The 23,354-nt window shown below is 64.7% G+C and carries 29 protein-coding genes; 10 read left to right on the forward strand and 19 right to left on the reverse strand.

All coding sequences use genetic code 11. The annotated features are described in order from the left end of the window. Positions 1 to 13: 13 nt before the first annotated feature. The gene (locus tag FJ423_RS13585; protein ID WP_246680163.1) at positions 14 to 928 is read left to right on the forward strand and encodes a DMT family transporter; all 915 of its coding nucleotides are present in this window, start codon (positions 14 to 16) and stop codon (positions 926 to 928) included. Between the two features lie 145 nt (positions 929 to 1,073). Here FJ423_RS13585 and FJ423_RS13590 read toward each other — a convergent pair whose 3' ends face one another. Then, positions 1,074 to 1,928, reverse strand: a complete 855-nt coding sequence (locus tag FJ423_RS13590; RefSeq protein ID WP_140842402.1) for a LysR substrate-binding domain-containing protein — start codon at positions 1,926 to 1,928, stop codon at positions 1,074 to 1,076. Between the two features lie 112 nt (positions 1,929 to 2,040). Here FJ423_RS13590 and FJ423_RS13595 point away from each other — a divergent pair, with 112 nt between their 5' ends. After that, entirely contained in the window at positions 2,041 to 2,448 is a 408-nt protein-coding gene (locus tag FJ423_RS13595; RefSeq protein WP_140842404.1) for a 4-oxalocrotonate tautomerase family protein, read from the forward strand. A gap of 25 nt (positions 2,449 to 2,473) precedes the next feature. Here the strand turns inward: FJ423_RS13595 and FJ423_RS13600 are convergent, their stop codons facing one another. Next, positions 2,474 to 2,980: an RES domain-containing protein gene (locus FJ423_RS13600; protein ID WP_140842406.1), complete on the reverse strand. Its 507-nt coding sequence runs from the start codon at positions 2,978 to 2,980 to the stop codon at positions 2,474 to 2,476. Then, complete coding sequence (locus FJ423_RS13605) at positions 2,977 to 3,462, reverse strand: antitoxin Xre/MbcA/ParS toxin-binding domain-containing protein (protein ID WP_140842408.1); 486 nt, start codon at positions 3,460 to 3,462, stop codon at positions 2,977 to 2,979. Before FJ423_RS13605 ends, FJ423_RS13600 begins: the two co-directional genes overlap by 4 nt. Positions 3,463 to 3,633: 171 nt before the next feature. Here FJ423_RS13605 and FJ423_RS13610 point away from each other — a divergent pair, with 171 nt between their 5' ends. Next, positions 3,634 to 5,856: an AMP-binding protein gene (locus FJ423_RS13610; RefSeq protein WP_140842410.1), complete on the forward strand. Its 2,223-nt coding sequence runs from the start codon at positions 3,634 to 3,636 to the stop codon at positions 5,854 to 5,856. Positions 5,857 to 5,865: 9 nt separating this feature from the next. On the opposite strand, the gene FJ423_RS13615 is transcribed toward FJ423_RS13610, so the two are convergent. Next, positions 5,866 to 6,609, reverse strand: coding sequence for a phosphatidylcholine/phosphatidylserine synthase (locus FJ423_RS13615; RefSeq protein WP_224525202.1), 744 nt, complete (start codon positions 6,607 to 6,609; stop codon positions 5,866 to 5,868). 75 nt (positions 6,610 to 6,684) lie between these two features. Further along, a complete protein-coding gene (locus tag FJ423_RS13620; RefSeq protein WP_140700205.1) occupies positions 6,685 to 7,383 on the reverse strand; it encodes a phosphatidylserine decarboxylase in 699 nt (232 codons plus the stop codon). Between the two features lie 209 nt (positions 7,384 to 7,592). Between FJ423_RS13620 and FJ423_RS13625 the strand changes: the two genes are divergently transcribed. Next, positions 7,593 to 8,465: an SMP-30/gluconolactonase/LRE family protein gene (locus tag FJ423_RS13625; protein WP_140842593.1), complete on the forward strand. Its 873-nt coding sequence runs from the start codon at positions 7,593 to 7,595 to the stop codon at positions 8,463 to 8,465. On the opposite strand, the gene FJ423_RS13630 is transcribed toward FJ423_RS13625, so the two are convergent. The 4 genes from FJ423_RS13630 to FJ423_RS13645 form a co-directional block, all read right to left on the reverse strand. Then, positions 8,441 to 8,782, reverse strand: coding sequence for an antibiotic biosynthesis monooxygenase (locus tag FJ423_RS13630; protein WP_140842412.1), 342 nt, complete (start codon positions 8,780 to 8,782; stop codon positions 8,441 to 8,443). The genes FJ423_RS13625 and FJ423_RS13630 overlap by 25 nt on opposite strands. Positions 8,783 to 9,076: 294 nt before the next feature. Further along, entirely contained in the window at positions 9,077 to 10,960 is a 1,884-nt protein-coding gene (locus FJ423_RS13635) for an ABC transporter ATP-binding protein/permease (protein WP_140842414.1), read from the reverse strand. Then, on the reverse strand, positions 10,960 to 11,295 hold the full coding sequence (locus tag FJ423_RS13640; protein WP_140842416.1) for a metalloregulator ArsR/SmtB family transcription factor: 336 nt from the start codon (positions 11,293 to 11,295) through the stop codon (positions 10,960 to 10,962). The genes FJ423_RS13635 and FJ423_RS13640 overlap by 1 nt, the downstream gene beginning before the upstream one ends. 300 nt (positions 11,296 to 11,595) lie before the next feature. Beyond that, positions 11,596 to 13,119, reverse strand: a complete 1,524-nt coding sequence (locus tag FJ423_RS13645) for a LysM peptidoglycan-binding domain-containing protein (RefSeq protein ID WP_140842418.1) — start codon at positions 13,117 to 13,119, stop codon at positions 11,596 to 11,598. A 120-nt stretch (positions 13,120 to 13,239) separates the two neighbouring features. Between FJ423_RS13645 and FJ423_RS13650 the strand changes: the two genes are divergently transcribed. Beyond that, positions 13,240 to 13,851: a TIGR00730 family Rossman fold protein gene (locus FJ423_RS13650; RefSeq protein WP_095766979.1), complete on the forward strand. Its 612-nt coding sequence runs from the start codon at positions 13,240 to 13,242 to the stop codon at positions 13,849 to 13,851. Between the two features lie 85 nt (positions 13,852 to 13,936). Here the strand turns inward: FJ423_RS13650 and FJ423_RS13655 are convergent, their stop codons facing one another. Further along, positions 13,937 to 14,833, reverse strand: a complete 897-nt coding sequence (locus FJ423_RS13655) for a LysR family transcriptional regulator (protein WP_140842420.1) — start codon at positions 14,831 to 14,833, stop codon at positions 13,937 to 13,939. A gap of 115 nt (positions 14,834 to 14,948) precedes the next feature. Here FJ423_RS13655 and FJ423_RS13660 point away from each other — a divergent pair, with 115 nt between their 5' ends. Further along, positions 14,949 to 15,239 (forward strand): muconolactone Delta-isomerase family protein, encoded by a 291-nt coding sequence (locus FJ423_RS13660; RefSeq protein WP_140842423.1) that lies wholly within the window; start codon positions 14,949 to 14,951, stop codon positions 15,237 to 15,239. Here FJ423_RS13660 and FJ423_RS13665 read toward each other — a convergent pair. From FJ423_RS13665 to FJ423_RS13680, 4 genes are all read right to left on the reverse strand, one after another. Then, positions 15,212 to 15,646, reverse strand: coding sequence for a hypothetical protein (locus FJ423_RS13665; RefSeq protein WP_140842425.1), 435 nt, complete (start codon positions 15,644 to 15,646; stop codon positions 15,212 to 15,214). The genes FJ423_RS13660 and FJ423_RS13665 overlap by 28 nt on opposite strands. A gap of 86 nt (positions 15,647 to 15,732) precedes the next feature. Beyond that, positions 15,733 to 15,936 carry a hypothetical protein gene (locus tag FJ423_RS13670; RefSeq protein WP_140842427.1) on the reverse strand — a complete coding sequence of 68 codons (204 nt, stop codon included), beginning with the start codon at positions 15,934 to 15,936 and terminating at the stop codon, positions 15,733 to 15,735. A 29-nt stretch (positions 15,937 to 15,965) separates the two neighbouring features. Then, complete coding sequence (locus FJ423_RS13675; RefSeq protein WP_140842429.1) at positions 15,966 to 16,583, reverse strand: hypothetical protein; 618 nt, start codon at positions 16,581 to 16,583, stop codon at positions 15,966 to 15,968. A gap of 65 nt (positions 16,584 to 16,648) precedes the next feature. After that, positions 16,649 to 17,023: a hypothetical protein gene (locus FJ423_RS13680; protein ID WP_140842431.1), complete on the reverse strand. Its 375-nt coding sequence runs from the start codon at positions 17,021 to 17,023 to the stop codon at positions 16,649 to 16,651. A 159-nt stretch (positions 17,024 to 17,182) separates the two neighbouring features. On the opposite strand from FJ423_RS13680, the gene FJ423_RS13685 reads away from it, so the two are divergent. Beyond that, on the forward strand, positions 17,183 to 17,953 hold the full coding sequence (locus FJ423_RS13685; RefSeq protein ID WP_140842433.1) for a pyrroline-5-carboxylate reductase: 771 nt from the start codon (positions 17,183 to 17,185) through the stop codon (positions 17,951 to 17,953). Between the two features lie 186 nt (positions 17,954 to 18,139). Continuing rightward, positions 18,140 to 19,168: a 2OG-Fe(II) oxygenase family protein gene (locus tag FJ423_RS13690; RefSeq protein ID WP_140842435.1), complete on the forward strand. Its 1,029-nt coding sequence runs from the start codon at positions 18,140 to 18,142 to the stop codon at positions 19,166 to 19,168. Here the strand turns inward: FJ423_RS13690 and FJ423_RS13695 are convergent. Then, entirely contained in the window at positions 19,128 to 19,517 is a 390-nt protein-coding gene (locus FJ423_RS13695) for a GntR family transcriptional regulator (protein WP_140842437.1), read from the reverse strand. The genes FJ423_RS13690 and FJ423_RS13695 overlap by 41 nt on opposite strands. A gap of 120 nt (positions 19,518 to 19,637) precedes the next feature. Between FJ423_RS13695 and FJ423_RS34595 the strand changes: the two genes are divergently transcribed. Together FJ423_RS34595 and FJ423_RS13700 are read left to right on the forward strand one after the other, a co-directional pair. Next, on the forward strand, positions 19,638 to 19,769 hold the full coding sequence (locus tag FJ423_RS34595) for a hypothetical protein (protein WP_281408970.1): 132 nt from the start codon (positions 19,638 to 19,640) through the stop codon (positions 19,767 to 19,769). Then, positions 19,756 to 20,538, forward strand: a complete 783-nt coding sequence (locus FJ423_RS13700) for a glucose 1-dehydrogenase (protein WP_140842439.1) — start codon at positions 19,756 to 19,758, stop codon at positions 20,536 to 20,538. Before FJ423_RS34595 ends, FJ423_RS13700 begins: the two co-directional genes overlap by 14 nt. Before the next feature lie 31 nt (positions 20,539 to 20,569). Here FJ423_RS13700 and FJ423_RS13705 read toward each other — a convergent pair whose 3' ends face one another. The 4 genes from FJ423_RS13705 to FJ423_RS13720 form a co-directional block, all read right to left on the reverse strand. Further along, complete coding sequence (locus tag FJ423_RS13705) at positions 20,570 to 21,052, reverse strand: DoxX family protein (RefSeq protein ID WP_140842441.1); 483 nt, start codon at positions 21,050 to 21,052, stop codon at positions 20,570 to 20,572. Between the two features lie 249 nt (positions 21,053 to 21,301). Next, a complete protein-coding gene (locus tag FJ423_RS13710; protein WP_140842443.1) occupies positions 21,302 to 21,763 on the reverse strand; it encodes a tetratricopeptide repeat protein in 462 nt (153 codons plus the stop codon). A 36-nt stretch (positions 21,764 to 21,799) separates the two neighbouring features. Further along, positions 21,800 to 22,771: an MBL fold metallo-hydrolase gene (locus FJ423_RS13715; protein ID WP_140842445.1), complete on the reverse strand. Its 972-nt coding sequence runs from the start codon at positions 22,769 to 22,771 to the stop codon at positions 21,800 to 21,802. Between the two features lie 351 nt (positions 22,772 to 23,122). Beyond that, a complete protein-coding gene (locus FJ423_RS13720; protein ID WP_140842447.1) occupies positions 23,123 to 23,344 on the reverse strand; it encodes a DUF680 domain-containing protein in 222 nt (73 codons plus the stop codon). Positions 23,345 to 23,354: the final 10 nt, after the last annotated feature.

Raw genomic sequence — 23,354 nt, forward strand, 5'->3', positions numbered from 1 at the left:
GTAGGCTGGCGCCATGACGGACACGCTCGACATGCCGGAAAAGCTTGCGCCCGCCGCCGACGTCGCGGCCGAGCGCACGCTCGGCATCATCCTGGTGTCGGCATCGGCGATCGCCTTCGCGCTCACTGGCGTGCTGACCAAGTCGATCCATGCCGATCCGCTGACCATCACCTGCTGGCGCGGTTTTTTCGGCTCGATCCTGATCAGCTTCTACGTGCTGTGGCGACGGCGCCGCTCGGGCGGGCGCGAAAGCCTGAAACTCGGCTGGCGGGGCTGGCTGCTTGCGGTCGAGGGCGCCGCCGCCAGCATCGCCTTCATCTCGGCCTTCAAATTCACCTATGTCGCCAATGTCGCGGTCATCTACGCGATCTCGCCCTTCATCGCCGCACTGCTCGCCTTCCTTCTGGTGCGGGAAAAATTCCGGCTGCAGACGATGATCGCGGCGGCCGTATCGCTTTGCGGCGTCGCCATCATGGTGGGCGCCGGCCTCGGCAGTGGGCACCTGTTCGGCGACGCCCTGGCGCTGCTAATGACCGCCGGAAGCGCGCTCTACATGATCATGGTGCGCGCTTTTCGCGACTCGCCGGTCGTGTGGGCGGGCGCTGTCTCGGCCTTCCTGCTTTTCGTGCTCGGCTGGTTCATCACCGATCCGCTGGCCGTGTCCGCCCGCGACGTGGCGCTGCTTGCCACCTTCGGCTGCTCTTTCGCGCTCGCCTCGATCCTGTGGACGGAAGGCTCGCGGCTGATCCCGTCGGCGGAAGCCGGCCTGCTCGGTTCCGCAGAGGTGCCGTTCGCCATCCTGTTTGCCCTGCTGTTCCTCGGCGAAGTCCCACCGATGGCTAGCATCATCGGCGGCGCCATCGTGCTTTGCGCGGTCTTTGCGCATGCCGGACGCGACTGGCTGAAGGTGAAATCGGCGGGTTCATAAAAATATTTCGCCGGTCACGGAACCATCATCCCCGTGGAGCATTATTGGATCGACGGGTCACCCCCCAAGTCCCCCCAAACCCCTCGACCCGTCCGACTAGAAGCCGACCCTCAAAAAGGTCGGCTTTTTCTTTGGGCGACCGGCCTCAGGACGGAAGGGCCAGGCCGCCGGCAAGCAGCTCCGCCAGGTCCCGCGCCGGGCGGGCGGCTTCGCGGCCGAGCCGGATGGCGAAATCGGCCATCGGCAGCGGCGGGAGGTCGAAATCGTCAGGTACCTCGACGATGCCGGAATGGGCGAAACGCCGGGTGCGCGGCGTCAACGCGATGCCGGCGTTGACTGCGGCGCGCAGGCCGGCAAGGCTGGCGCTGCCGGCGGCGATGCGATAGCGGCGGCCGGCTGCATCGAGCGCATTGAGCGCTGCCTCCCTGAAGCCGCAATAGGAATCGAGCAGCGCCAGCGGCACCACCTCCTGTCGCGCCGCCAGGCCTTTTTCCGAGCAGAGCCACAGCATCGGCTCGCTGATCAGGGCCGCTTCATCCAGCGACGGGGCATGGCGCATGGTGATCGCGAGGTCGAGCTGGCCTGCCTGCAACGCCGACCCGAGCTCCAGGGAGCGGCCAACGCGCAGCTCGACCCTGACGCGCGGGTGGCTGGCAGCGAAGGCCCGGAGCAGGTCCGGGAGGCCCTGATCGGCGAAATCCTGCGTCGTGCCGATGGCGATGCGGCCGCCGGCGCGCGCGCCCTTCAGCGCCAGCCAGGCCTCGGTGTGGACGGCAAGGATGCGCCGCGCATGGCCGACAAGATCTTCGCCGGCCGGCGTCAGCCCGCGTCCCCTGCCCTGCGGAATGAGCAGCGGCTCGCCGACGATCTCCTCCAGCCGCTGCATCTGCGCAGTCACCGCTGACGGCGTGCGGCCGACGGTGGATGCGGCCTTGGCGAGCGAGCCGCCGTCGACAAAGGCAAGGAAGGTTTTCAGAAGATCCGGATCGAGCGTTTCCATACTTCAATGCTATCGAACTATTTATCAAAAACAATTCGATTTTATTGATGCTATGCCGATGGCATGGTTCCTCCATCGACGGCGCGAGGCGCCCAACTCGGAGGATAGAAAAATGCCGATCATCAATATCAGCATCACCGGCAAGCCGGATGCCAAGCTGTCCGCCGCAATCGCCAGGGAGGCCACCGATATCACCGCGAAACTGTTGCACAAGGATCCGACGATCACCGCGGTCGCCGTCAACTACATCGATCCGCAGCACTGGTTCGCCGGCGGCAAGTCGCTGACCGAGCACGGCACCAACACGTTCTGGCTCGACATCAAGGTCGTCGACGGCACCAACACAAAGCTCGAGCTCGAAGCCTATCTCAAGGCGATCTTCGAGACCTTCGGCCGGCTGCTGGGCGGCGTGCATGAGGAAAGCTACGCCTTCGTGCACGAAGTGCCGGCGGCGGCCTATGGCTATGGCGGCAAAAGCCAGGAGTTCCGCTTCATCAGCGGAAGGTTGAAGGCGGCGTGAGAGTATTGCTCACTCCCGCCGACAGCTATTTCACAGGAGGGTGAAGCCTCGTATCGAGCGCAAAATCCTCTTGGAGACGCAGCGTATAAAGGCCAGCCGCCCGACCGGGATCGAACACCAGGTTCCAGCTGTGCTGGGATACCGCGCTGGGGATCAGAAAGAAGGGATGCTTGGCCAGCAGAGCATCGCCAAACTGCTGCTGGCCGGCGCCTGGAATGCCGGGACGCAGCCAGTTTGCGTTCGGAATCTCGTCCATTTCCACCACATGAACGTTCAATGGATCGGTGATGTCGAATGCCGTCAGCCCGTGAGGAACGGTATCCAACGTACGAAATCCTTTGTGAACCGCCACCTCGAGAATGGCGGTCGATGGATCAATGGATGCGTAGACGGCTCTGACGCCTTTGCTGTTCCACCTTCCCCCGAGTTTGAAGGCTCCCTCACCGCTGTCCCAAGTTGCCTGGAAGCATTTATGATCAAGTCTCCAGCCGACGAAATCTCCTGTCCCAAGAGAACCCGGCAACGGCGTCACGCGTAGACACCGTAGTCGAGCCGTTCGAGAAATTCCTGCACAAGCATGGTACCCGCCGCTGTCGCCAGCAGATCGATCGGTCGCCGGTTGTCCAAGCCCATGGCGGGCTCAATCATCCATTTCTCGGCCGCTTCCTGGTTTCCGAAAACAGACGTGGCCTTGGTGAGAACCCTGGCGAAATTCCAGGTCCTTGAACCCTGCTCCCGATTGAGCGTCCGGGAGTGATCCGATTTGTGCCGCTGAAATGTCCGCTCGCTCATGCCGAATGCCGCCTCGAAGGCATCTGCTTCGATGACGGTCAGTTGCCTGACGAGGCTTTCCAGAGCCTGGCTTGGAATTCCATGCAGGATCATTTCATGCGCCTCAAGCGGGCTGGATACCGAGGATCCAAGAACCTTCGGCCCGCCGAACAGGTCGATCAGCCGTTCGAACTCCGACTCCATGTGTGGTGCTTCGGCGAACCCCGTCGGGAAAGTAGCCATCTTTACCTCTCCGTCACGTGTCATTTTATTTACGACATGTGTCAGAGCCTTTCAAGTGGAGATCGAGGCACTGCTTCAGTCCGCATTGACCTTGCCCGCACTTCCGCTACCCTCTGCCACCGAAGCGGTCGCTCAAGAGCCGCGCCCTGGAGGAGACTGGGAGAGAGCGGCATGATCCTGACCCTGGCGCTGCTGGCGGGCCTTGTCTTTGCCTGGCTGCTGATTGCCGTGATCGAGCGGTTCCGGCTCGACCTGCGCTTCACCCAGGCGCTGCTCTATGTGCCGTTCAAGCTCGCCTACCGCATCGCCGACAATCGCATGCGCATCGCCCGCAGCGCCAAGACGCCGGTCATCTATGTCGTCTGGCACCAGTCACGCATCGAGCCGGCGCTGATGCTGTCGCTGCTTCCCGACGACACGCTGCATATCCTGGACGAGGCTTCGGCGCGCTCGCCCTGGCTGGAGCCGTGGCGCGAGCTTGCGCGTACCATCGCCTTCAACGCCGAGCATATCTTCGTCAGCCGCCGGCTGGTGCGTGTGCTGAAGGGCAAGGGGCGGCTTGCCGTCTATCTGCCGGACAATGTCGAGCCGGACGTCAAGTCCTTCAGGCTATTTCGTGCCATCACCCGCATCGCCATGCAGGCCGACGCACGCATCGTGCCGATCTTCGTTGCCGGCACGCGTGACCTGCCGGTGTCGCTGACGCCGAAGGAAAAAGCGCCGCGCCACTGGTTCCCGCGGCTTTCGATGAGTGTGCTGGAGCCGATGACCATCGCCGAGCTGGTGGCGCGCAACCCCGACATGGCATCCAACACCAACGCGCTGTTCGACCGCTTCGCGGAGGCGCGGCTCTACGGCACCAATCTCGATCGCGGGCTCTTCCTCGCCATGCGCGACGCCGCCGACCGCATCGGACCTTCGCGCCCGATCATCGAGGATGTGATTTCCGGTTCGCTCAGCTACCGTAAGCTGTTCATCGGCGCTCGCGTGCTCGGCCGCCATTTCGAGGCGGTGACCGCGCCCGGCGAAGCAGTCGGCGTGCTGTTGCCCAACGCCAATGGCGTGGTGCTTACCTTCGTCGGCCTGGTCTCAGCTGCCCGCGTGGCGGCGATGATCAACTACACCGCCGGCCCGGCGAGCGTGACCGCGGCGATCCGCACTGCTGTCATCAGGACGGTGGTTTCCTCCCGCGCCTTCATCGAAAAGGCCGGCATCGACGACATCGTCGCCGCGGTCGAGGCGGGTGGCGCCAAGATGCTGTGGCTGGAGGATGTGCGCGCCAATGTGACGACCCTGGACAAGGTTGCCGCAGCGCTTCTGTGGCGTTTGCCGCTGCAGCGGCAGCAAGCCTCGAAACCCGCTGTCATCCTGTTCACCTCCGGCTCGGAAGGCACGCCAAAGGCGGTGGTGCTGTCGAACCGCAACCTGCTTGCCAATGTCATGCAGGCTGAGGCGCGCGTCTCCGTCTCGCCGGCCGACATCCTGCTCAACGTTCTGCCGGTGTTCCATTCCTTCGGATTGACCGGCGGCACCATCCTGCCGCTGGTGCTGGGCGTAAAGCTGTTCCTCTACCCCTCGCCGCTGCACTACAAGATCATCCCGGAGATCGCCCGCAAGGTGAAGCCGACCGTGATGTTCGGCACCGACACTTTTCTGGCCAACTACGCCCGCACCGCCAAGGACGGCGACTTCTCCAGCTTGCGCTTTGTCGTGGCCGGCGCCGAAGCGGTGAAGCCGGAAACGCGGCGCACCTACCGCGACCGTTTCCAGGCCTCGATCGTGGAAGGCTTCGGGCTGACCGAGGCCGCGCCCGTGGTGGCGGTGAACACCGCCATCCACAGCCGCGACGGCACAGTCGGGCGTCCGCTGCCGGCGATCCGCATGAAGCTGGAGCCGGTCGAAGGCATCGCCGAGGGCGGCCGGCTGTGGCTCGACGGACCGAACATGATGATGGGCTATATGACCGCCGAGCGTCCCGGCGAATTGCAGCGGCTGGAAGGCTGGCACGATACCGGCGATATCGTCTCGGTCGACCGCGAGGGCTTCATCACCATACGCGGGCGGGCCAAGCGCTTCGCCAAGATCGCCGGCGAGATGGTGTCGCTGGGCGCCGTCGAGATGCTGGTGCAGTCGCTATGGCCGGAAGAACGCCACGCAGCGGTGGCAGTGCCCGACAAGAGGCGCGGCGAGCGCATCGTGCTGGTCACCACCGCCGACGAAGCCAATGCCGAGGAGCTGCGCCAGTTCGGCAAGAAGGCCGGCGCGGCCGAGCTGATGGTGCCCAACGACATCATCAAGGTGGAAGAGATCCCGGTGCTGGGCTCGGGCAAGACGGATTACATCTCGGCGCGCAAGCTGGCGATCGACCGGCTGGGGCTGAGTGCGGCGGCCTAGGGCGCAGCGCTACCCGATATCCGACGGCGGCACCTTCTCGCCTTCGCGCATGGCCCGCTTGGAATAGGCGCGCACCGACAACGGCAGGAAAAGCAGGTACCCAGCGACGGAAGCCGTCAGCGTGTACCAGGGATAGGTCATCAGCAAGAGGATGTAGAGCACGACGCCGAGGATGACCGGCAGCACCCTGTCGCCCGGCACCTTGACGCTCTTGCCCGAGTAGACCGGCAGGCGGCTGACCAGAAGGAAGGCGACCAGCACGGTGAAGCCGGTGGCGACGAAGGCGGCCGGCCGGCTGGGCTCCAGACCTAGCCGCAGGAAATAAAGATAGAGCGGCAGCATGACCAGCACAGCACCCGCCGGGGCCGGCACGCCGACGAAATATTCGGTCTGCCAGGCCGGTTGCTCGGCGTCATCGGCCAGAACGTTGAAGCGGGCCAGCCGCATGCCGCAAGCGATGGTGAAGAGAAGTGCGGCGATCCAGCCTGGCGAGCCGGCGCGGTCGAGCAGGAAGGCATAGAGCACCAGGGCCGGCGCCACGCCGAAATTGACGATATCGGCCAGCGAATCCATCTGGGCGCCGAATTTCGAGGTCGCCTTCAGCATGCGCGCCAGTCGCCCGTCGATGCCGTCGAGGAAGGCGGCAAGCAACACCATGACCACAGCGATCTCGAAGCGGTTCTCGAAGGCGAAGCGGATGCCGGATAGGCCGGCGCAGATGGCAAGCACGGTGACCAGGTTGGGCAGCACCATGCGCATCGGGATCTCGCGGATGCGCGGACCGCCGCTGGCATGGGCTTCGAATTTCTTGAACGGCGCGCCCAACGCTCAGGAAACCCTGACCAAGGGCGTGACCGCGGTGCCGCCGAATTCGGCAAGCACGGTCTCGCCGCCGACCGCCGTCTGGCCGACCGCGACGCGCGGCACGGCGCCCGACGGCAGGAAGACGTCGACGCGCGAGCCGAAGCGGATCAGGCCGAAACGCTCGCCTATCGCGATCGTGCCGCCGGTCTCTGCCCAGCAGACGATGCGGCGCGCGACAAGGCCGGCGATCTGCACGGCGGCAATCGTGCCGTTCGGGCTGTCGATGACCAAGCCGTTGCGCTCGTTCTCGGCGCTTGCCTTGTCGAGCTCGGCATTGAGGAATTTGCCGGGCTTGTGCTCGATGCGCGTGATCCGGCCGCGCACCGGAGCGCGGTTGATGTGGCAGGAAAACACGTTCATGAACACCGAGATGCGGGTCATCTCGCCGGAGCCCAGCCCAAGCTCGCTCGGCGGCACGGCGGGGCCGACCGCGGAAATCACGCCATCGGCCGGGCTCACCACCAGCCGGTCGTCGACCGGGGTGACGCGCTCGGGGTCACGGTAGAAATAGATGCACCATGCGGTCAGGATCAGTCCGATCCAGAACAGGACCGAGGAGAAATAGCCGAGGAACAGCGTGGCCGCGGCGAAGGCGGCGATGAAGGGGTAGCCTTCGCGATGGATCGGAACGAACGTATTCTTGACCGAGTCGAGAAGCGTCATAGGGCTTGGGCGGTCCCTGTTTCAGGTTGCGCCTCAATAGCGGAAAGCCCCCCTCCCCGCAACGCAACAATGGGGAGGATAGGCGGGGCCTGGACGGCAGCGCCGGCAAGCCTCATTTTGCTCCTGTTGTCGGAAATCGGCTCCGTCACGCGTCCTTGGCGAGTGGACACCCAAGGAGCCCGCCAATGCCTTCGCCGAAACCGTCTGCAATGAGTGCCAAGGTCGTCACCGAAGGCCTAGCCTTCGGCGAGTCGCCGCGCTGGCATGACGGCCGGCTCTGGCTTTGCAACTGGGGCACCGGCGAGATCGTCGCGGTGAACGACAATGGCCGGTGCGAGGTGATGCTTATCGTGCCGGCCGTCCTGCCCTATTCGATCGACTGGTTGCCGGATGGCCGGCTTCTGGTGGTCTCGGGGCGGGAAGGCCTGCTGCTCCGGCAGGAAGCAAGCGGGACGCTCGTCACCCATGCCGATCTGAGGCATCTGTCGAAGAACCCCTGGAACGAAATCGTCGTCGATGGGCGCGGCAACATCTATGTCAATGGCGGTGGGCCGGCACCGGCGCCGGGCGAGCATTTCGGACCGGGCACGATCGTGCTGGTCGCAGCGGACGGCAGCGTGCGGCAGGTCGCCGAGGATATCGCCTTTGCCAACGGCATGGCGGTGACGCCGGACAACAAGACACTGATCGTCGCCGAATCCCACGCCAACCGATTGACCGCCTTCGACATCGCCGAAGATGGGAGCCTTTCCAACCGTCGCGTCTGGGCCGATCTCGGGAACAATTATCCCGACGGCATCTGCATCGATGCCGAGGGCTGCGTCTGGTATGCCGACGTGCCCAACCGGCACTGCGTGCGCGTGCAAGAGGGAGGCGAGAAAATCGACAGGGTCGAGGTCGATCGCGGCTGCTTTGCCTGCATGCTGGGCGGCTCCGACGGCAGGACGTTGTTCATCGCCGCCGCCGAATGGCGTGGGTTCGAAAACATGGTGAGCGACGCCCGCACCGGCCAGGTGCTGAGCGCCGCTGTTTCGGTGCCCGGAGCCGGGTGGCCTTCCTATAGTTCGGGCACGCGCCGATAGTTGGCTATGTCGGCCTTGACGCCGAGGCGGGCGATGGTTTCCTGCGCGCTGAAGGCGATGCGCTCATGTGCGGCCTTGACGATCGGCACCACCTTGTCGACGGCGGCCTGGCTTTCCCACTCGACCACGGTGACGAAGTTGAACTCGCCGGGGCCGGAGAACTGTTCGAGCAGGAAGTCCTGCACAAAACCCTCCTGCTGGCGCAGCAATTCATGCGTCATCCTGGCCTTGCTGAGGATTTCGTCGCGCGCTTGCGCCGGCACGACGAATTTGTCGACGCGGAAGACGCTGCCGGTGCGTTGATTGTTGGTGCTCATTTCGATCTGTCTCCACTCTTGTACGAGTTGCTTCGCAGGGGCTCAGAGACGGTTTGCAAGCTCAAGATAGGTTGAGGTCAAGGGGATTTTGCGCCTTTCCCTTCTCCCCTTGTGGGAGAAGGTGGATCGGCGCGAAGCGCCGAGACGGATGAGGGGTGCTCCAAGGAACGAGGCGAGAAAAGAATAGATGCTTCAAGCGCTTAGTCTTGTCGTGCGGCGATCCTTCCAACACCCCTCATCCGACCTCGCTTCGCGAGGCCACCTTCTCCCACAAGGGGAGAAGGGGAACAGGCGCTAGCTCACCTCCGACGTCCTTCTCCTCACAATCACCCCAAGCTCGTCGCCCTCGCGCGCGATGCGCAGGCGCTCTTCGGCTTCGGTTGCCTCGCGCTGGCGGTCCCACATCGAGGCGTAGAGGCCGTGCTTGGCAAGCAGCGCCGCATGGGTGCCGCGCTCGGCGATCTGGCCGTCCTTCAGCACGATGATCTCGTCGGCCGAAATCACCGTGGACAGCCGGTGGGCAATCACGATCGTGGTGCGGCCCTTGCTGACCAGGTCGAGGGCTGCCTGGATCTCCTGCTCGGTCTGGGTGTCCAGCGCCGAGGTCGCCTCGTCCAGCATCAGGATCGGCGGCGCCTTGAGGATGGTGCGGGCGATCGCCACGCGCTGCTTCTCGCCGCCCGACAATTTCAGCCCGCGCTCACCGACCATCGACTTGTAGCCCTCGGGCAGCTTCTGGATGAACGGGCCGATCTGGGCGAGCTCGGCCGCCTTGCGCACCTCCTCCTCGCCGGCGCCGACACGACCGTAGCGTATGTTGTAGGCGATGGTGTCGTTGAACAGCACGGTGTCCTGCGGCACCATGCCGAGCACCGCGCGCAGGCTCTCCTGCGTGACGTCGCGGATGTCTTGGCCGTCGATCAGCACCTGGCCGCCCTGAACGTCGTAGAAACGGAACAGCAGCCGGGAGATGGTCGACTTGCCGGCGCCAGACGGGCCGACGATCGCCACCGTCTTGCCGGCAGGCACCTCGAAGGAGACGCCTTTCAGGATCTTGCGGCTGGGATCATAGGAGAAATGGACGTCGCGGAATTCGACCTTGCCGGGCCCGACCTTCAACGGCCTGGCATCCGGCTTGTCGACGATCTCCTGGGGCACGTCGAGCAGGTCGAACATATGCTCGATATCGGTCAACCCTTGCCTTATTTCGCGGTAGATGAAGCCGATGAAGTTGAGTGGCACCGAAAGCTGGATCAGCATGGCGTTGATGAAGACGAAATCGCCAACCGTCTGCCTGCCGGCCTGCACCTCCAGCGCCGACATGCACATGACGATGACCGTGCCGAGGCCGAAGATGAGGCCCTGGCCGAAATTCAGCCAGCCGAGCGATGTCCAGGTTTTCGTCGCGGCGAGCTCGTAGCGTGCCATCGAGCGGTCGAAGCGCTCGGCCTCCATGCGCTCGTTGGTGAAATATTTGACCGTCTCGAAGTTGAGCAGCGAGTCGATCGCCTTGGTGTTGGCGTCAGTGTCGCTGTCGTTCATGTCGCGGCGGATCGAGATGCGCCAGTCGCTCGCCTTGACGGTGAACCAGACATAGAGGCTGACGGTGACGGCGACCACGGCGACGTATCTCCAGCCATAGGTGAAGGCAAATATGCCGGCCGTGAGCGCGAATTCGAGGATGGTCGGCGCCGTGTTCAGCATGATGAAGCGCACGATCGTCTCGATGCCCTTGGTGCCGCGCTCGATGATGCGCGACAGGCCGCCGGTGCGGCGCTCTAGATGGAAGCGCAGCGACAGCTGATGCATGTGGACGAAGGTGCGGAAGGCGAGCTGGCGCACCGCATACTGGCCGACACGGGCGAACAGCGCGTCGCGCAGCTGGTTGAAGCCGAGCTGGATCAGGCGCAGCACGTTATAGGCGATGACCAGCGCCACCGGCGCCAGCAGGAAGGATGGCAGCGGCGGCGGTGTTTTCGAGCCATGGGCCAGCGCATCGGTCGCCCATTTGAAGAAATAGGGGCCGGCGACCAATGTGATCTTGGCGACGACCAGAAGCAGCGTCGCCCAGGTGACGCGGGCTCTGAGATCGGCGCGGTCGGCCGGCCACATATAGGGCCACAGATTGCGCAAAGTGGTGAGGGTGCCGGCTTCGGCGGATACTGTCTTTTCGGCCACTAGTCTTGCCTTATGGGTGAGAGGCTGGGGCAGCAGGAGTTGACGAGCTGGGTGAGCGAAGCGGAGACGCCCGCAAGCGCGGCGTGGTCGACCGCGTAGCGCGAGCGCTGGCGGTCGGCCTCGAAACGGACGAGCCCGGCCTCGACCAGGATCTTCAGATGCTGCGAAACGGTCGACTGCGCGAGATCGAGGTGATCGACCACCTCACGGCAGGAACAGCAGCGGCTGGCCGAGAGATGTTTCAGGATCTCGATGCGCGCCGGATGCGACAGCGCCGCCAGCCGCGCGGCAATGGCGCGGTTTTCGGTGCAGCGGGTCTCGGGGGATTCGGACATCGTTCATCGGCGATAGACGATGAACGGTGAGAGGGCAAGCTAGGCGCATGGGTAGATTTGTTGAAGGAGATCGCAGCCCTCTCGTTCGTCATTCTAGGGCGTAGCGACGCGAAGCGTCGCGTAGACCCTAGAATCCATGCCGGGACGCGCGCGCGAGATGCCGCGATCGAGAATGGAACTCCGTAGGATGCCTGAAAAAGACAGGTCTGCACCGTGGCATCGCCTTTATGTCACGGCATGGATTCTAGGGTCTGCGCGCGTCGCTTTGCTCCTTGCTCCGCCCTAGAATGACGAAGTGCCCTACTCCGTCTTCGCCGGCGCGGCTGTTATCTGCTCGCCCATGGCCTTCATGTCGGCGGCCTCGCCTTCCTTCGAAGTCGACGGCACCTTGAACACCTGGCCCGGCCAGATGCGATCGGGATCGCGGATCTGGTCCTTGTTGGCCAGATAGATCGTCGAGAAGCGCGTGCCATGGCCGTAGACGCGGCGCGAGATGCGCCAGAGCGTGTCATTGCGGCGGATGATGACGGAGCTGTCGGCATGTTCGAGCTTTGGCGCGACCGTTTCGGGCACATCGGTCGAGGGCGTCGCCTCGGCAACCTTGGCAGCGCCCCCGGCGGCCGGGGCGGGCTTGGCCGCTTCGGCCGTTGCTGTGTCGGTCGTGGTTTCGGCGGTCTTGGTCTCGGCCGGCTTGGCCTCGGCTGGCTTTGTGTTGCTTGGGGCGACGGCGGCGACCGACGCGCCGGCCTCGCGCTCGAACGGGACGGCAGCGCGGGCGACGACCTTGACGCCATCATTGTCCAGGCCGTCGACATGGATAGTGTAGCTGCCGACCGGAATGTCGCGCGTCGCTTCGATCAGGAAATGCCCGTCGGCCGAAGTCTTGGCGTCGCCGAGCAGGATGGCGTCGGCATAGGCGCGCACCTTGCGGCCGGGATCGGCCGTGCCGGCGACGAAGATCTTGCTGCCGTCGATTTCGACTGCTTCGACCGCGATCTTGGGTTCCGCCGCGGCGGCCGCAGCCGGCGCGGTCGCCTGGTCTGTGGCGGCCGGCGCGGTCGCGGCCGGCGCCGAGGCCGTGCCCGATGCCGCCGGCGCGGTCGTTGCCGGAGCTTGGGTCGCAGGCGCCGCTGCCTGATCGGTCGCCGCCGGCGCCGCCGGCTTGCTCTCAGTCTCAGGAACGGTGATCAGTTGCGAGGCCTTGCCCGGCTCCTCGACCATGGCCAGCACCTGGCCGGTCGGGCTCTGCGGCACCGACACGACGGCGGTCTGGGCCGAGGCAACGGCAATGCCGCCAACCGTCTGGCGCAGCGTGATCGTATAGTCGCCGGGCTTCAGCGGATCGTCGAGCACGATGGCGAAGGCGCCGTCGGGTCCGGACTCGGTCGAGCCGAGCACCGTGCCGCCATTCAAGATCTCGACCTTGGCGTTGGGCGCGGCGCTGCCGGCGACGACGATCGAGCCATTGCCCTCGACCCGCACGACATCGAAGGTCGGCAATGTCGGGCCGGCGGCGGGCGCCTGGGCGGCCGGCGCCATGGCGTTGTTGGCCGGCGCCATCTTATTGGCGGGCGCCATGGTGTTGGCTGGCGCCATCGTGTTCGCCGGAGCCATTGTGTTTGCCGGAGCCTGGGGCACGCGCGCCTCTGTGCCGGTGCTCGAGGATTCAGCCGGTTTCGCATCGGTCTGCGGCAGCGTCGCGACCTGCGCCGGCTTCTGGTCGTTGATGTAAGGATCGAGCGCGCCCGAGCCGTAGGCGACCGCCGCGACGGCGACAACGCCACCCGCCGCGAACAAAAACGCCTTAGAAGGATTGATCGCCATAATTCCGTATTGCCCCCTTAGCCACCTAACGCCCGGTCTAGCGTGTTTTCCCGAGTCCGACAAGAAAAAGCCCGTCCGCGGGCTTGACCCGGCCGACCGTCCCCATCACCAATCATCGCCATGAACACGATTCGATCCGTCTGCGTCTATTGCGGCTCGTCTCCGGGCCGCGACGAGGCCTATATCAAGGCCGGCCACACACTTGGCCGCTCGCTTGCCAAATCCGGGTTGCGCCTCATCTATGGCGGCGGCACCAAGGGCATCATGGGCGCTGTCGCCGACGGCGCGCTCAAGGCCGGCGGTAAGGTCACCGGCATCATCCCGCGCTTCCTGATCAACAAGGAGGCGACCGAAACCGCGCTCGACAAGCTCGACGAACTCTTGATCACCGACAACATGCACGAGCGCAAGCATAGCATGTTCGAGAAATCCGACGCCTTTGTGGCGCTGCCGGGCGGCATCGGCACGGTGGAGGAGATCGTCGAGATCATGACCTGGGCGCAGCTCGGCCACCACCGCAAGCCGATCGTCTTTGCCAACGTCAAAGGTTTCTGGGACCCGATGCTGACACTGATCGAGCATATGTCCGAGGAAGGCTTCATCCACACCGCGCATAAGGTGAAGCCACTGGTGGTTGACGACCCGGAAGCGATCGTCGCCGCCATCATGGTGGCCGGCTCGTCGGTCGACGCGCCGACTGAAGGGGTGCAGTCGGTGATCGACAAGATGTAGATCTAGGGGAGTAAGGGAATAGGGGAGTAAGGGAGTATGTTAGGTTGCCGCAAAACGGCACCCCGGAAGTGACTCCCCTACTCCCCTACTCCCCTACTCCCCTACTTACCGCCTTCCTCAAATCCGCAATCGCCACCCTCCGATCATTGCGCCGCCAAGCAAGGTGGATCTCAACGCTGCGCTTGAACCAGAACAGGTCCCGGAAGACGATGCCGGGAGGCGCGGTCGAGCGCAGGCTTTCCTGTACCGTCGCCAGGCCCAGCCCGGCGCTGACAAGGCCAAGCGAAGTCAAAGGATCGGCCGTCTCATAGGCGATATCGGGCATGAAGCCGGATTCGGCGCAGGCCGCCAGGAACTGCGCGCGGTTGGTGTCGCCGGGCTGGCGCACGACTGTGATCCAAACGCGGCCGTCGAGATGGCCGGGCGCGATGTCGGCGACAGCGGCGAGCGTATCGCCTTCCGGTATTGCCAGCACCAGCGGTTCGCGCCGCACCAATATGCTCTCGATATCGGGATCGCCCCCAGGCGCCGGCGCATAGACGAAACCGAGGTCGAGGACGCGCTGCCTCAGATCTTCGAATTGCGCCGCCGTCCGCCGGCTGCGCAACTGCAGATGAAAATCCGGCCGCGCGCGGCGGAAATCCCGCAGCATGTCCGCGACCAATCCGGAATGCACCGCGCCCTCCACATAGCCGATGGCCAAGCTGCCTGTGGCGCCGCTGGCAAGGTTGCGGCCGAGCTCTTCCAGCCGCGCGGCATTCGCAAGCAGCGCTCGGGCTTCGGCAAGAAAGGCCCTGCCCTCGGCATTGAGGTGGACACGCTGCTTCGCCCGTTCGAACAAGGCGACACCGAGCTGTTCCTCGAGCTGGATGATCTGCCGGCTCAAGGGCGACTGCGAGATGTGCAACTGCTCGGCGGCACGGCCGACATTGCCGGCCTCAGCCACGGCCACGAAATATCTGATCTGGCGCAGGTCGAGCATTTTTGCCCCCCAACTCAAGTCCTCAAAGGTCTTGATTTTAGCCTAATCAGTCTTGGACAGTCTGACCAGTGGGCGCGATATCTCCCGGCATCAACCGGCCACCAAGGAGATCGCCATGCAGTTCTTTGCCCTGCTCACCCGCAACACCCAGAAGTTCGGCGACGCCGATTTCGCGCCGCTGCTGCCGCCCGAGTCCGAGCAGCGCAAGACGCTCTATGTCCAAGGCGCCGTGCGGCAGATCTGGAACCGCGGCGACGTTCCCGGCAGCGGCATGATGTTCGAGGCGGCCGACGAGAAGGAAGTGCGCGGCCATCTCGCCACGCTGCCGCTGATCGAGGCCGGCATGATGGACATCACGGCCATCGTGCCGCTCAACCCTTATCCGGGTTTCGGACCGAAGCGGTGAACCTCGGTTGATCGAGGCTGCCGTGTCTGCGACAGCCTCAAAACGGCCAGCCTTGGTTTCGTCGAAATCCATACGATCAACGGTATGGCGACCAGCAGCGCCAACTCCAGTCCGGCCCTTCTAGCTTTGCCGGCATTTTGCAGTTGCACCTGTCGCCACACCCGAAAGCCCGCGACAGGAACAAGCACGACGTAGACGACACCCAGTGCCCAATAGAGGACCGTGTCGGTCACCGGAATGCCCGCAAGTTTCAACACGCCGCCAATCAGGATCATCGGCACCGCGGCGGCGAGACCTGCCACCAGCCAGCCGGCAAAGCCGATCAGGATGCCCGGAAAAGGCGTCGCCGACAGCGCGACAAGCACTGCCAAAAAGATGAGCGAAGCGATAAAAGCGCGCTGGCCCACGGCCGCATTTTCCAATCGAATACAGCCGGAAGTACCAGGTCGGCCTTAATTGCAAGTAACGGCTGTCGGTACCTTCGTAGCAGCGCCTAACCGCGACCGAAAAGACGACTGAAAAGCCCCGGGCGCGCGCCGCTGTAGCGCTCGGGCAGAGGGCGGGTGAGCAGGAACTGTTCGTGGCCTTCGACGGTCTCGGTACCGCGGTAGCTGCATTGCAGCGACCTTGCCAGCGGAACGATTTCCTTCAGCACGGAGCCGAAACCCTCGCCGTCGATCGGCACCTCCTTCGCCATCCTTAGCTCACACGAGACTATCTCCAGACTCAAGAAGCGGTAGCCGCGCTTTTCAAGTTCGGCGCGCAGCTTCGCCAGGAAGGCTCGGCGCCCCAGAACTCGAAGCGTGTCGGCCGGATGCGGGCATCCGCGGCGATTTCCAGCCGGAGGTCGCCTATCGCCTCGGCGGGAAGGATGAGCGGCGCCAGCGCGGCAAGCGACTGCTGTTCCAGCGTGAGCGGAAAGGCCAGCGCCTCGGCGGCCTTGCCAGCTATCCGTTCGAAACCGGAGATGTCTTCGGTGGTAAAATAGAAATCGCGGCCGCCCGCGCCATGCTGTTCGGCGATATAACAGGCTGGGCAGTTTGCGGCAGCAAGATCCTGGCAAAGCTTTTCGAGGAAAGCGTAGCTTCGCTGCGATCCCTTGGGCGTCAGCAGAGCGTCTCGCGCCGTCAACTCGTCTGGGCGCGGCGCGAGCTTCAGGCGCAAGATCGGCAGCGAGGCGGCGGCCCGCAGCAGCGCCATGTTCACCCGCGTATGGATGAAGAGCTCGCCGCCATCGGGGCGGTAGCGTACCAGCGCGCGATGCGGTTCGGCCTCGCGGATGACCTCTTCCGTCTCATCGTTCGAGACCTGTTCGCCGGTGACCGGAAATTGAAGCAAAGTCATGCGATCGCCCCAAATCGCGTTGATCGAGCCATCCTGCCAGTTTGTTGCGACCCAGCCTAGATGCCTCACGGCCAGGCGTCCTGCATCGCGTTCACCGACAGCCACGCCATCGCGGGCAGCGCGACGAGCAGCGCCAGCCGCATCCCCGCGGATCGCGCTTGGTCCGGCTCGTGACGCTGAAGCCGGCGCCAGATCTGGAATGCCGCGGCGAGAATGAGCAGCGCATAAAAGCCGGCGAGCACCCACAGGGCTGTCTGGCCGGATATCGCAATCCCGTTTTTCTCGAGCACCTTGCCGATCAGCATCACCGGCCCGGCGACGAAGAAGGCAATGGCAATGCCGAACAGGAAGCCGATCATGGCGCCCAGGAACGATGTGGCCGATAGTGCCACAAGCACCGCCATCAGGATAAGCAGAGTGATGAACGCGCGCTGGCTCATGGCCGCACTCCCCGATCGAATGCCCCGGAATCTATCAGTCTGGCCTTAATTGCGCGTAACAGTTGGAATCCTTGCCAGCGCGGTCGGACGGGCCTCCCTTGCCGGCAACGGAACCGTCGCTATTGTCGGCGGCTATCCGAAACAGAGGCGAAAACTTCCATGAAACTTGGCTTTGTCGGCACGGGCGCGTTGAGCTCGGCCATTGTCGCCGGGCTGAAATCGCTGCCGGGGAAGACGACGCCGGTGGTGGTCTCGCCGCGCAACGAGGCGATCGCCGCCAAGCTTGCCGCGCGTTATCCGGACGTGCGCATCGCTACCGACAACCAGGCCGTGCTCGACGACTGCGACACCGTGATGCTGGCGGTGCGGCCGCAGATCGCGCGCGAGGTGCTGAAGGAACTGCGGTTCCGGCCGGACCATCACGTCGTCAGCCTGATCGCCACCGTGTCGCGCGAGGAGATCGCCGCGCTTGTCGCGCCAGCGGCACAGGTGACGAAAGCCCTGCCCATGCCGATGATCGCCCGGCTGCAGGGCGCGACGATCATCTGCCCGCCGGACCCGATGGCGGCGGCGTTCTTCGGCAGGCTGGGCGGGGTGATCGAGGTCGAGGACCAAAGCGAGTTCGATGCGCTGAGCGTCGTCACCGCGACCTATGCCAGCTATTTCAAATATCTCGACACGATCCACGCCTGGGTGCGCAGCCAGGGTGTTTCGGGCGGCAGGGCACGCGACTACATCACCAGCATCTTCAAGGCGCTGGCCAATGCGCCGGATACGGCGCCGGACGAAGATTTCATGCATCTTGCGCAGGACTATGCGACGCGCGGCGGCATCAACGAGCAGGTGCTGCGCGAGCTGACCGAGCGCGGAACATTCGATGCCTTCGCGGACAGCCTAGAGCGGGTTCATCGGCGCATTGCGGGGAAGTAGCCGGAGGACCCAAGCGGCGATTGCCGATCACTCAGCCGGCAGCATCCGCGGCGACGGCCTCGGCGCGCTGAGCCGGTCGCCAAGCCCGACCGCTCGAACAACGCCAACTCTGCCGCGGCTTGTCATCGCGCATGCGCTTCTCCACGATTGCGGCACACGGCTCCCAAGAACCGTTAGGATCATGAGATGAGTGACACTATCCCCGCCATCGACATCGCGCCGCTGTTCGGCCCGACTTCGCCCGCACGCGACGAGGCCGACCGCCAGATCTTCACTGCTGCCTGCGGCATCGGCTTCATGACCGCGCGCGGCTTTCCGGGCGCGGAGCTTCTGACGCGCGAGCGGCGCGGCGAGCTCCTGAAGATCTTCGATTTGCCCGATGCGGAAAAGCGGAAGCTGCTGCGCTGGAATTTCGACCCGTCGAAATCGAACTATTATCGCGGCTGGTTCCCGCTGCAGCCGACCGCGGTGTCCTACAAGGAAGGCATCGACATGGGGCCGGACATCGCCCATGCCGACGCCGGGTTCGCGCCCGACGATCCGCTGCTCGAGCGCACGCCGCTTCCCGCCGAGGCCGATGTTCCAGGATGGAAGGCGGCCGCCGCGCATTACTACCGCTCGATGGAGAAGGTCGGCGCGGCGCTGATGGGCTCGATCGCGCGCAGCCTCTGGCTTGAGGACGGTATTTTCGACGGCCATTTCCGGGGCGGCATCTCGACGCTCAGGCTGATCCGCTATCCGCTGCGCAGCGAGGACGGCGCGGTCGACCTGTCGAAGCCTGAATATTGGGTCATGCACAAGGGCGAGCGGCGGCTGGTCATCGGCCGTGAGCATGCCGATTCCGGCTTCGTGACACTTTTAGCGCAGGACGGCGTCGAAGGCCTGCAGGCCAGGAGCCATGCCGGCGAATGGATCGACGTGCCGCCCGCCGACGGCTCGCTGGCGGTGAATTTCGGCCAGCTGCTGGAACGCTGGACGGGCGGCGTGGTGCAGGCGACGCGCCACCGGGTGATCGCGCCGAAGACGGCGCGTTACTCCATTCCCTTCTTCTATGAGCCGCGCGTTGACGCCGAGATCGCGCCGCTGCCGATCAAAGGCGCCAGCGACTTCGCGCCGTTCCTCTATGGCGATTACCTGTGGGAGTCGGCGACCAACTTCGTCGAGATGGCCGGCGTCAAGACTTTGCGCAAGCCAAGGCGGCCGGCCGCCGCCTGAATGCCAATGCCTGCCGAGAGCGCGGCAGAAGCTCGATGATGAAATGGCGCGGGGTGGCACTGGCGCGCAACCAGCCCAGCACCGAAGGGTGGAGGAAATTCCAGTTCTTCAGCGGGCGGATGCGCGACCCGCGCCGGGGGCGGGTGAGCAGCAGGCCCTTGGCCGACAGGATCTTCACCGCTTCGCGCGCGGCACTTCGGCTGGCGCCGAAGCGGGCGCAGATCTCTTCCTCGCCAAGCAGCGTCGCGCCGGGCGGAAACAGCCCGCCGAGTATCTCGCCGCCGAGACTGTTTGTTATGTCATCCGTCACCGATGAGGTCTGGTTGCCCCGCCATTTGTCCCGGCCCATTCGAGTCTGCCGCCGAGTGTTACACGTGCGGGATCGATACCGCACCGACTAATTACCAGGGCGGCACGGCTCGCTTGTTAATCCGATTTATCAGATGAATCGGTTGAATGGAGCCGGGCTTTGCTGCTAGCTGTGCGAGGAAGAATTCCGGCGCCCCTGCTCAGCAGCACTTTGCCGCTCGCCGAGGCCCGCAAGGTCGAGCTGGCCAGCGACAAATCGAAATCGATGAAGGTGCAAATTGCGCTCGACTGATTATCTCGGCCGTCTCTTCGGCCTTGAAGGCCGGCATGCCTTCGTCACCGGCGCCAGTCGCGGGCTGGGCCTCGCCTTCGCGGAGGCGCTGGCTGCCGCGGGCGCACGCGTCACCATCGGTGGCCGCAAGGCCGACGAGTTGAAGGCCGCCGGCGACCGTTTGCGCGCCGAGGGCTACACGGTAGCGGAGTCATTGATCGACGTGACCGACACGCAGTCGGTCGACGCGGCGATCGCCGCTTCGGAAGCCGGCACCGGGCCGATCGACATCCTGGTCAACAATGCCGGCATCCAGCGCCGCGCGCCGCTCGAGACCTTTTCCGACGCCGACTGGGACGCGCTGATGGCGACCAATCTCGACGGCGTGTTCAAGGTGAGCCGGGCGACGGTCAAAGGGATGATTGCGCGCGGCAACGGCGTGATCATCAACGTGTCGTCGGTGCAGAGCGCGCTCGCCCGGCCCTCGATCGCGCCTTACGCGGCAAGCAAGGGCGCCATCACCATGCTGACCAAATCGATGGCCGGCGAATGGGGCCAGCATGGCGTGCGCGTCAACGCGATCGCGCCCGGCTATTTCAAGACCGAGCTGAATGCAGCATTGGTTGCCGACGAGAAATTCTCGACTTGGCTGACCGGCCGCACGCCGATGCGGCGCTGGGGCGACGTCGAAGAGTTGGCGGGCGCGGCGGTGTTCCTGGCGTCGGATGCGGCAAGCTTCGTGACGGGGCAGACGCTGCTGGTGGATGGCGGGATTACCAGCGTGTTGTAGAGGCCGCCCTCACATCACGCGGACCCGCGCCTCAAGCCGGCGGGCTCGTCTCCCCCACTGACAGATGCTGCTCGACGGGCGGATCAATCTCGGTGTCCTTCGCGAACCCGGCCAGCACCCTGTCCATCGACAGCCTACCCGAACCGGCGAGCGCCAGGATGAACATGCCGCCGGCAATGGCGAGGTCCTTCTCGAAATGCAGCAATTCGCTCTGGCTGGCAAAGTTGGTGTGGAAGAGGCCGGCCGTCATCAGGCAGAACAGGCCAAGGCCGATCGCGCCCAACCGCGCCAGGATGCCGAGCGCCAGCGACAGGCCGGCGCCAAGCTGCAACGCGATGGTGGCGAGAAGCAGCGGCGTGCCGACGCCGAGCGCGGCCATCGCCTTCTCAGCGCCCTCGAAATGGGTCGCCAGCTGCAGACCCTCATGCACGAAGATCAGCGACAGCAGCAGCCGGCCGGCAAGCAGGACGACGTCGCTGGCGTGAAGTTTTTCGGCAAGTTCGAACGGTGTCATGGTCTCCTCCAGTCTTTGGAAACAGGCAGTTTGGAAAATGGGCGGTCGCCCGCGACCACGCAGGTGCGCTTGAGGTTGAAAGGCCGGAGCCGACGCGAGGGAGAGGAACGCCGGCTCCGGTTTTCGGGCGCTACCGCCGTGGCGCCCAAAAGGTCGAGGCTTATGGGGGTGAGGTCAGTGCCAGGCCCCCTCTCCGGCCGCTTCGTGGCCACCTCTCCCCCACCTTGTGGGGGCGAGGAAAAGCGTCCTCTACTTCGTCACCTTGGTGTCGATCGCCTGCTTGAGGTCGGCAAGCTCCTCGCAGCCGGCAGGGCAGAGCTTTTGCAGCGAGGCGAGCTGCTCGCTGGCCTTGGCCATGTCGCCGGTCTCGACATAGAGCTCGCCCAGATATTCATGCGCCGCCTTGTGGTCGGGCTGAAGCTCCAGCGCCTTGGTGTAGTAGGTGAGCGAGGTCTGGTAGTCGCCGGTCTTGCGCAGCGTGAAGCCGAGCAGGTTGTAGACGTCGGCCTGCTGGGTGTCCTGCGCGAGGTCGCGCAGGTCGGCCAGCGCGCTTTGATAGTCCTTGGCCTCGATCTTGGCCTTCACCGCCGTCAGGTCCGGCGCGTCGGCGCCTTCGATGTCGTCCACGGCATAGGCCGGAACGGCGATGGCGATCGGGGCCGCCGTCAAGACCGCAATGGCACCGAGCACCGCGAAAAGTGCGTGTTTCATTGTAGTTGTCGCTTTCTGTTCAGGATCGGATTCAGATCAGATCTGGGTTGGGGTGAAGGCATAGGCATTGCCGTCCTTGACGAAGCTGCCAGTGCCGGGGAACGGGAAGTGGGAGCCGCAGATGCGGACATTGTCGGCAATCACCTGGTCGACGATCTTGTGGCGCGTGGCGATCGCCATCGGCCCGTCCTGATCGTAGGCGCCCTGCCATTCGGGATGCGGGGCGAGCAGCGCCGGCACGTACATGGTGTCGGCCGAGACGAGGAACTGCTCGGGGCCGGCATCGACATGGTAGACGGAATGGCCGGGCGTGTGGCCGGGCGCCGCCATGATGCGGATGCCGGGCACCACTTCAGTGCCGTCGTCGACCAGCTTCCAGTTCTTCCATTTCGGGAAGTTCTCGGCGATGCGCTTGCCCGCGGGCTTGCGACCCTCGGGCAGCTTGGCCAGCCGGCTCGGATCGGTCCACCAATTATACTCGGTGGCGTTGACGATCAGCTCGGCATTCGGGAACACCGGATCGTTGGTGCCCTTTTCCATCAGGCCCCAGACATGGTCCGGATGGAAATGCGAGATCAGAACAGTGTCGATCGCCTTGTAGTCGATGCCGGCCGCCTTCATGTTGGCCGGCAGATGCGTGGCGTTGGCCTGCCATTGGCCGACGCCGGAGCCGGCGTCCATCATGATGGTGCGGCCGTTCATCTTGAGCACCACGACGGTGAGCGGGATCGGCATGAACTCCGTGGTCAGCCCCGCCTTGGCGAGTGCCGCCTTGGTGTCGTCGACCGACACGTCCTTGATGAAGGCCGGGTCGTGCGGCTTGCGCCAGATGCCGTCATAGACCGCGGTGACCTCGAGCGAGCCGACCTTGTATTTGTAGAAGCCGACCAGCGGCTCGACCGGGATTTCGGCGTAAGCCGCGGGCGCGAATTCCAGCTTGCCGGCAATGCCGAAGGCGGCAGCGGCGGCGGCGGATCCCAGCACCATGCGACGCGTCATGTTGAACATCGGAAATCTCCTCTAATGGCTGCGGGTTGTTTCAGGTTTCAGGCGGTAGTCCATTGGTTTGCCGCATATCGTTGTCCCAAAACCGCTGCGCACTTTTGGGCGACATGCAGGGATGGCGGAGGGCCCGGTGCTGCCCTCCGCCCGACTGCGGAAACCGGCGCCGACCGGCCCGACTGAAGACCGACCGGCGCCGAGGAGATCAGGACTTCTGGTTTCCGACCCCGCGAGGCGTGCCTTCCCCGCCGCGATCAGAACCCTTCGCCCCGAGCTCCGGAGCGAGGACCTTCGGTCCCGGCTGGGATCAGAACCTGCGGTTCTGACTCCGGGCGAGGACCTTTCGGTCCCGCCGGCTTAGTGACCCCAAATGCCCTGGCCGGGCTCTTCCGCAGCAATCCTGGCCGCCGGCTTCATGGCGTGGCGGGCCATTTCGGGTCTCGCGATGGACCCGGTGGTGGTGGTGTCGACGGCGGCAGCCTGCTGGCCGCCATTCGTCCAGGAGAAGTGGTCGCTGCCAGCAAAGGCGCTGCCGGTGGCAACCAGGATGGCGACTGCGGCAAAGGCGGTTCTGTTCATTTGCGTATTC

The sequence above is a fragment of the Mesorhizobium sp. B2-8-9 genome, from assembly GCF_006439475.1.
Classification (GTDB): Bacteria; Pseudomonadota; Alphaproteobacteria; order Rhizobiales; family Rhizobiaceae; genus Mesorhizobium.

Bases quoted from the DNA above. Each gene is read 5' to 3' on its own strand.
- FJ423_RS13660 (WP_140842423.1), top strand. From the start codon at position 14,949: ATGCAGTTCTTTGCCCTGCTCACCCGCAACACCCAGAAGTTCGGCGAC.
- FJ423_RS13695 (WP_140842437.1), bottom strand. From the start codon at position 19,517: ATGGGCCGGGACAAATGGCGGGGCAACCAGACCTCATCGGTGACGGAT.
- FJ423_RS13670 (WP_140842427.1), bottom strand. From the start codon at position 15,936: ATGGCGAAGGAGGTGCCGATCGACGGCGAGGGTTTCGGCTCCGTGCTG.
- FJ423_RS13705 (WP_140842441.1), bottom strand. From the start codon at position 21,052: ATGACACCGTTCGAACTTGCCGAAAAACTTCACGCCAGCGACGTCGTC.
- FJ423_RS13685 (WP_140842433.1), top strand. From the start codon at position 17,183: ATGAAACTTGGCTTTGTCGGCACGGGCGCGTTGAGCTCGGCCATTGTC.
- FJ423_RS13645 (WP_140842418.1), bottom strand. From the start codon at position 13,119: ATGGCGATCAATCCTTCTAAGGCGTTTTTGTTCGCGGCGGGTGGCGTT.
- FJ423_RS13710 (WP_140842443.1), bottom strand. From the start codon at position 21,763: ATGAAACACGCACTTTTCGCGGTGCTCGGTGCCATTGCGGTCTTGACG.
- FJ423_RS13615 (WP_224525202.1), bottom strand. From the start codon at position 6,609: ATGGTGCTGCCCAACCTGGTCACCGTGCTTGCCATCTGCGCCGGCCTA.
- FJ423_RS13605 (WP_140842408.1), bottom strand. From the start codon at position 3,462: ATGGCTACTTTCCCGACGGGGTTCGCCGAAGCACCACACATGGAGTCG.
- FJ423_RS13585 (WP_246680163.1), top strand. From the start codon at position 14: ATGACGGACACGCTCGACATGCCGGAAAAGCTTGCGCCCGCCGCCGAC.
- FJ423_RS13720 (WP_140842447.1), bottom strand. From the start codon at position 23,344: ATGAACAGAACCGCCTTTGCCGCAGTCGCCATCCTGGTTGCCACCGGC.
- FJ423_RS13680 (WP_140842431.1), bottom strand. From the start codon at position 17,023: ATGAGCCAGCGCGCGTTCATCACTCTGCTTATCCTGATGGCGGTGCTT.
- FJ423_RS13640 (WP_140842416.1), bottom strand. From the start codon at position 11,295: ATGTCCGAATCCCCCGAGACCCGCTGCACCGAAAACCGCGCCATTGCC.
- FJ423_RS13650 (WP_095766979.1), top strand. From the start codon at position 13,240: ATGAACACGATTCGATCCGTCTGCGTCTATTGCGGCTCGTCTCCGGGC.
- FJ423_RS13595 (WP_140842404.1), top strand. From the start codon at position 2,041: ATGCCGATCATCAATATCAGCATCACCGGCAAGCCGGATGCCAAGCTG.
- FJ423_RS13690 (WP_140842435.1), top strand. From the start codon at position 18,140: ATGAGTGACACTATCCCCGCCATCGACATCGCGCCGCTGTTCGGCCCG.
- FJ423_RS13625 (WP_140842593.1), top strand. From the start codon at position 7,593: ATGAGTGCCAAGGTCGTCACCGAAGGCCTAGCCTTCGGCGAGTCGCCG.
- FJ423_RS13675 (WP_140842429.1), bottom strand. From the start codon at position 16,583: ATGACTTTGCTTCAATTTCCGGTCACCGGCGAACAGGTCTCGAACGAT.
- FJ423_RS13630 (WP_140842412.1), bottom strand. From the start codon at position 8,782: ATGAGCACCAACAATCAACGCACCGGCAGCGTCTTCCGCGTCGACAAA.
- FJ423_RS13620 (WP_140700205.1), bottom strand. From the start codon at position 7,383: ATGACGCTTCTCGACTCGGTCAAGAATACGTTCGTTCCGATCCATCGC.
- FJ423_RS13715 (WP_140842445.1), bottom strand. From the start codon at position 22,771: ATGTTCAACATGACGCGTCGCATGGTGCTGGGATCCGCCGCCGCCGCT.
- FJ423_RS13655 (WP_140842420.1), bottom strand. From the start codon at position 14,833: ATGCTCGACCTGCGCCAGATCAGATATTTCGTGGCCGTGGCTGAGGCC.
- FJ423_RS13610 (WP_140842410.1), top strand. From the start codon at position 3,634: ATGATCCTGACCCTGGCGCTGCTGGCGGGCCTTGTCTTTGCCTGGCTG.
- FJ423_RS13590 (WP_140842402.1), bottom strand. From the start codon at position 1,928: ATGGAAACGCTCGATCCGGATCTTCTGAAAACCTTCCTTGCCTTTGTC.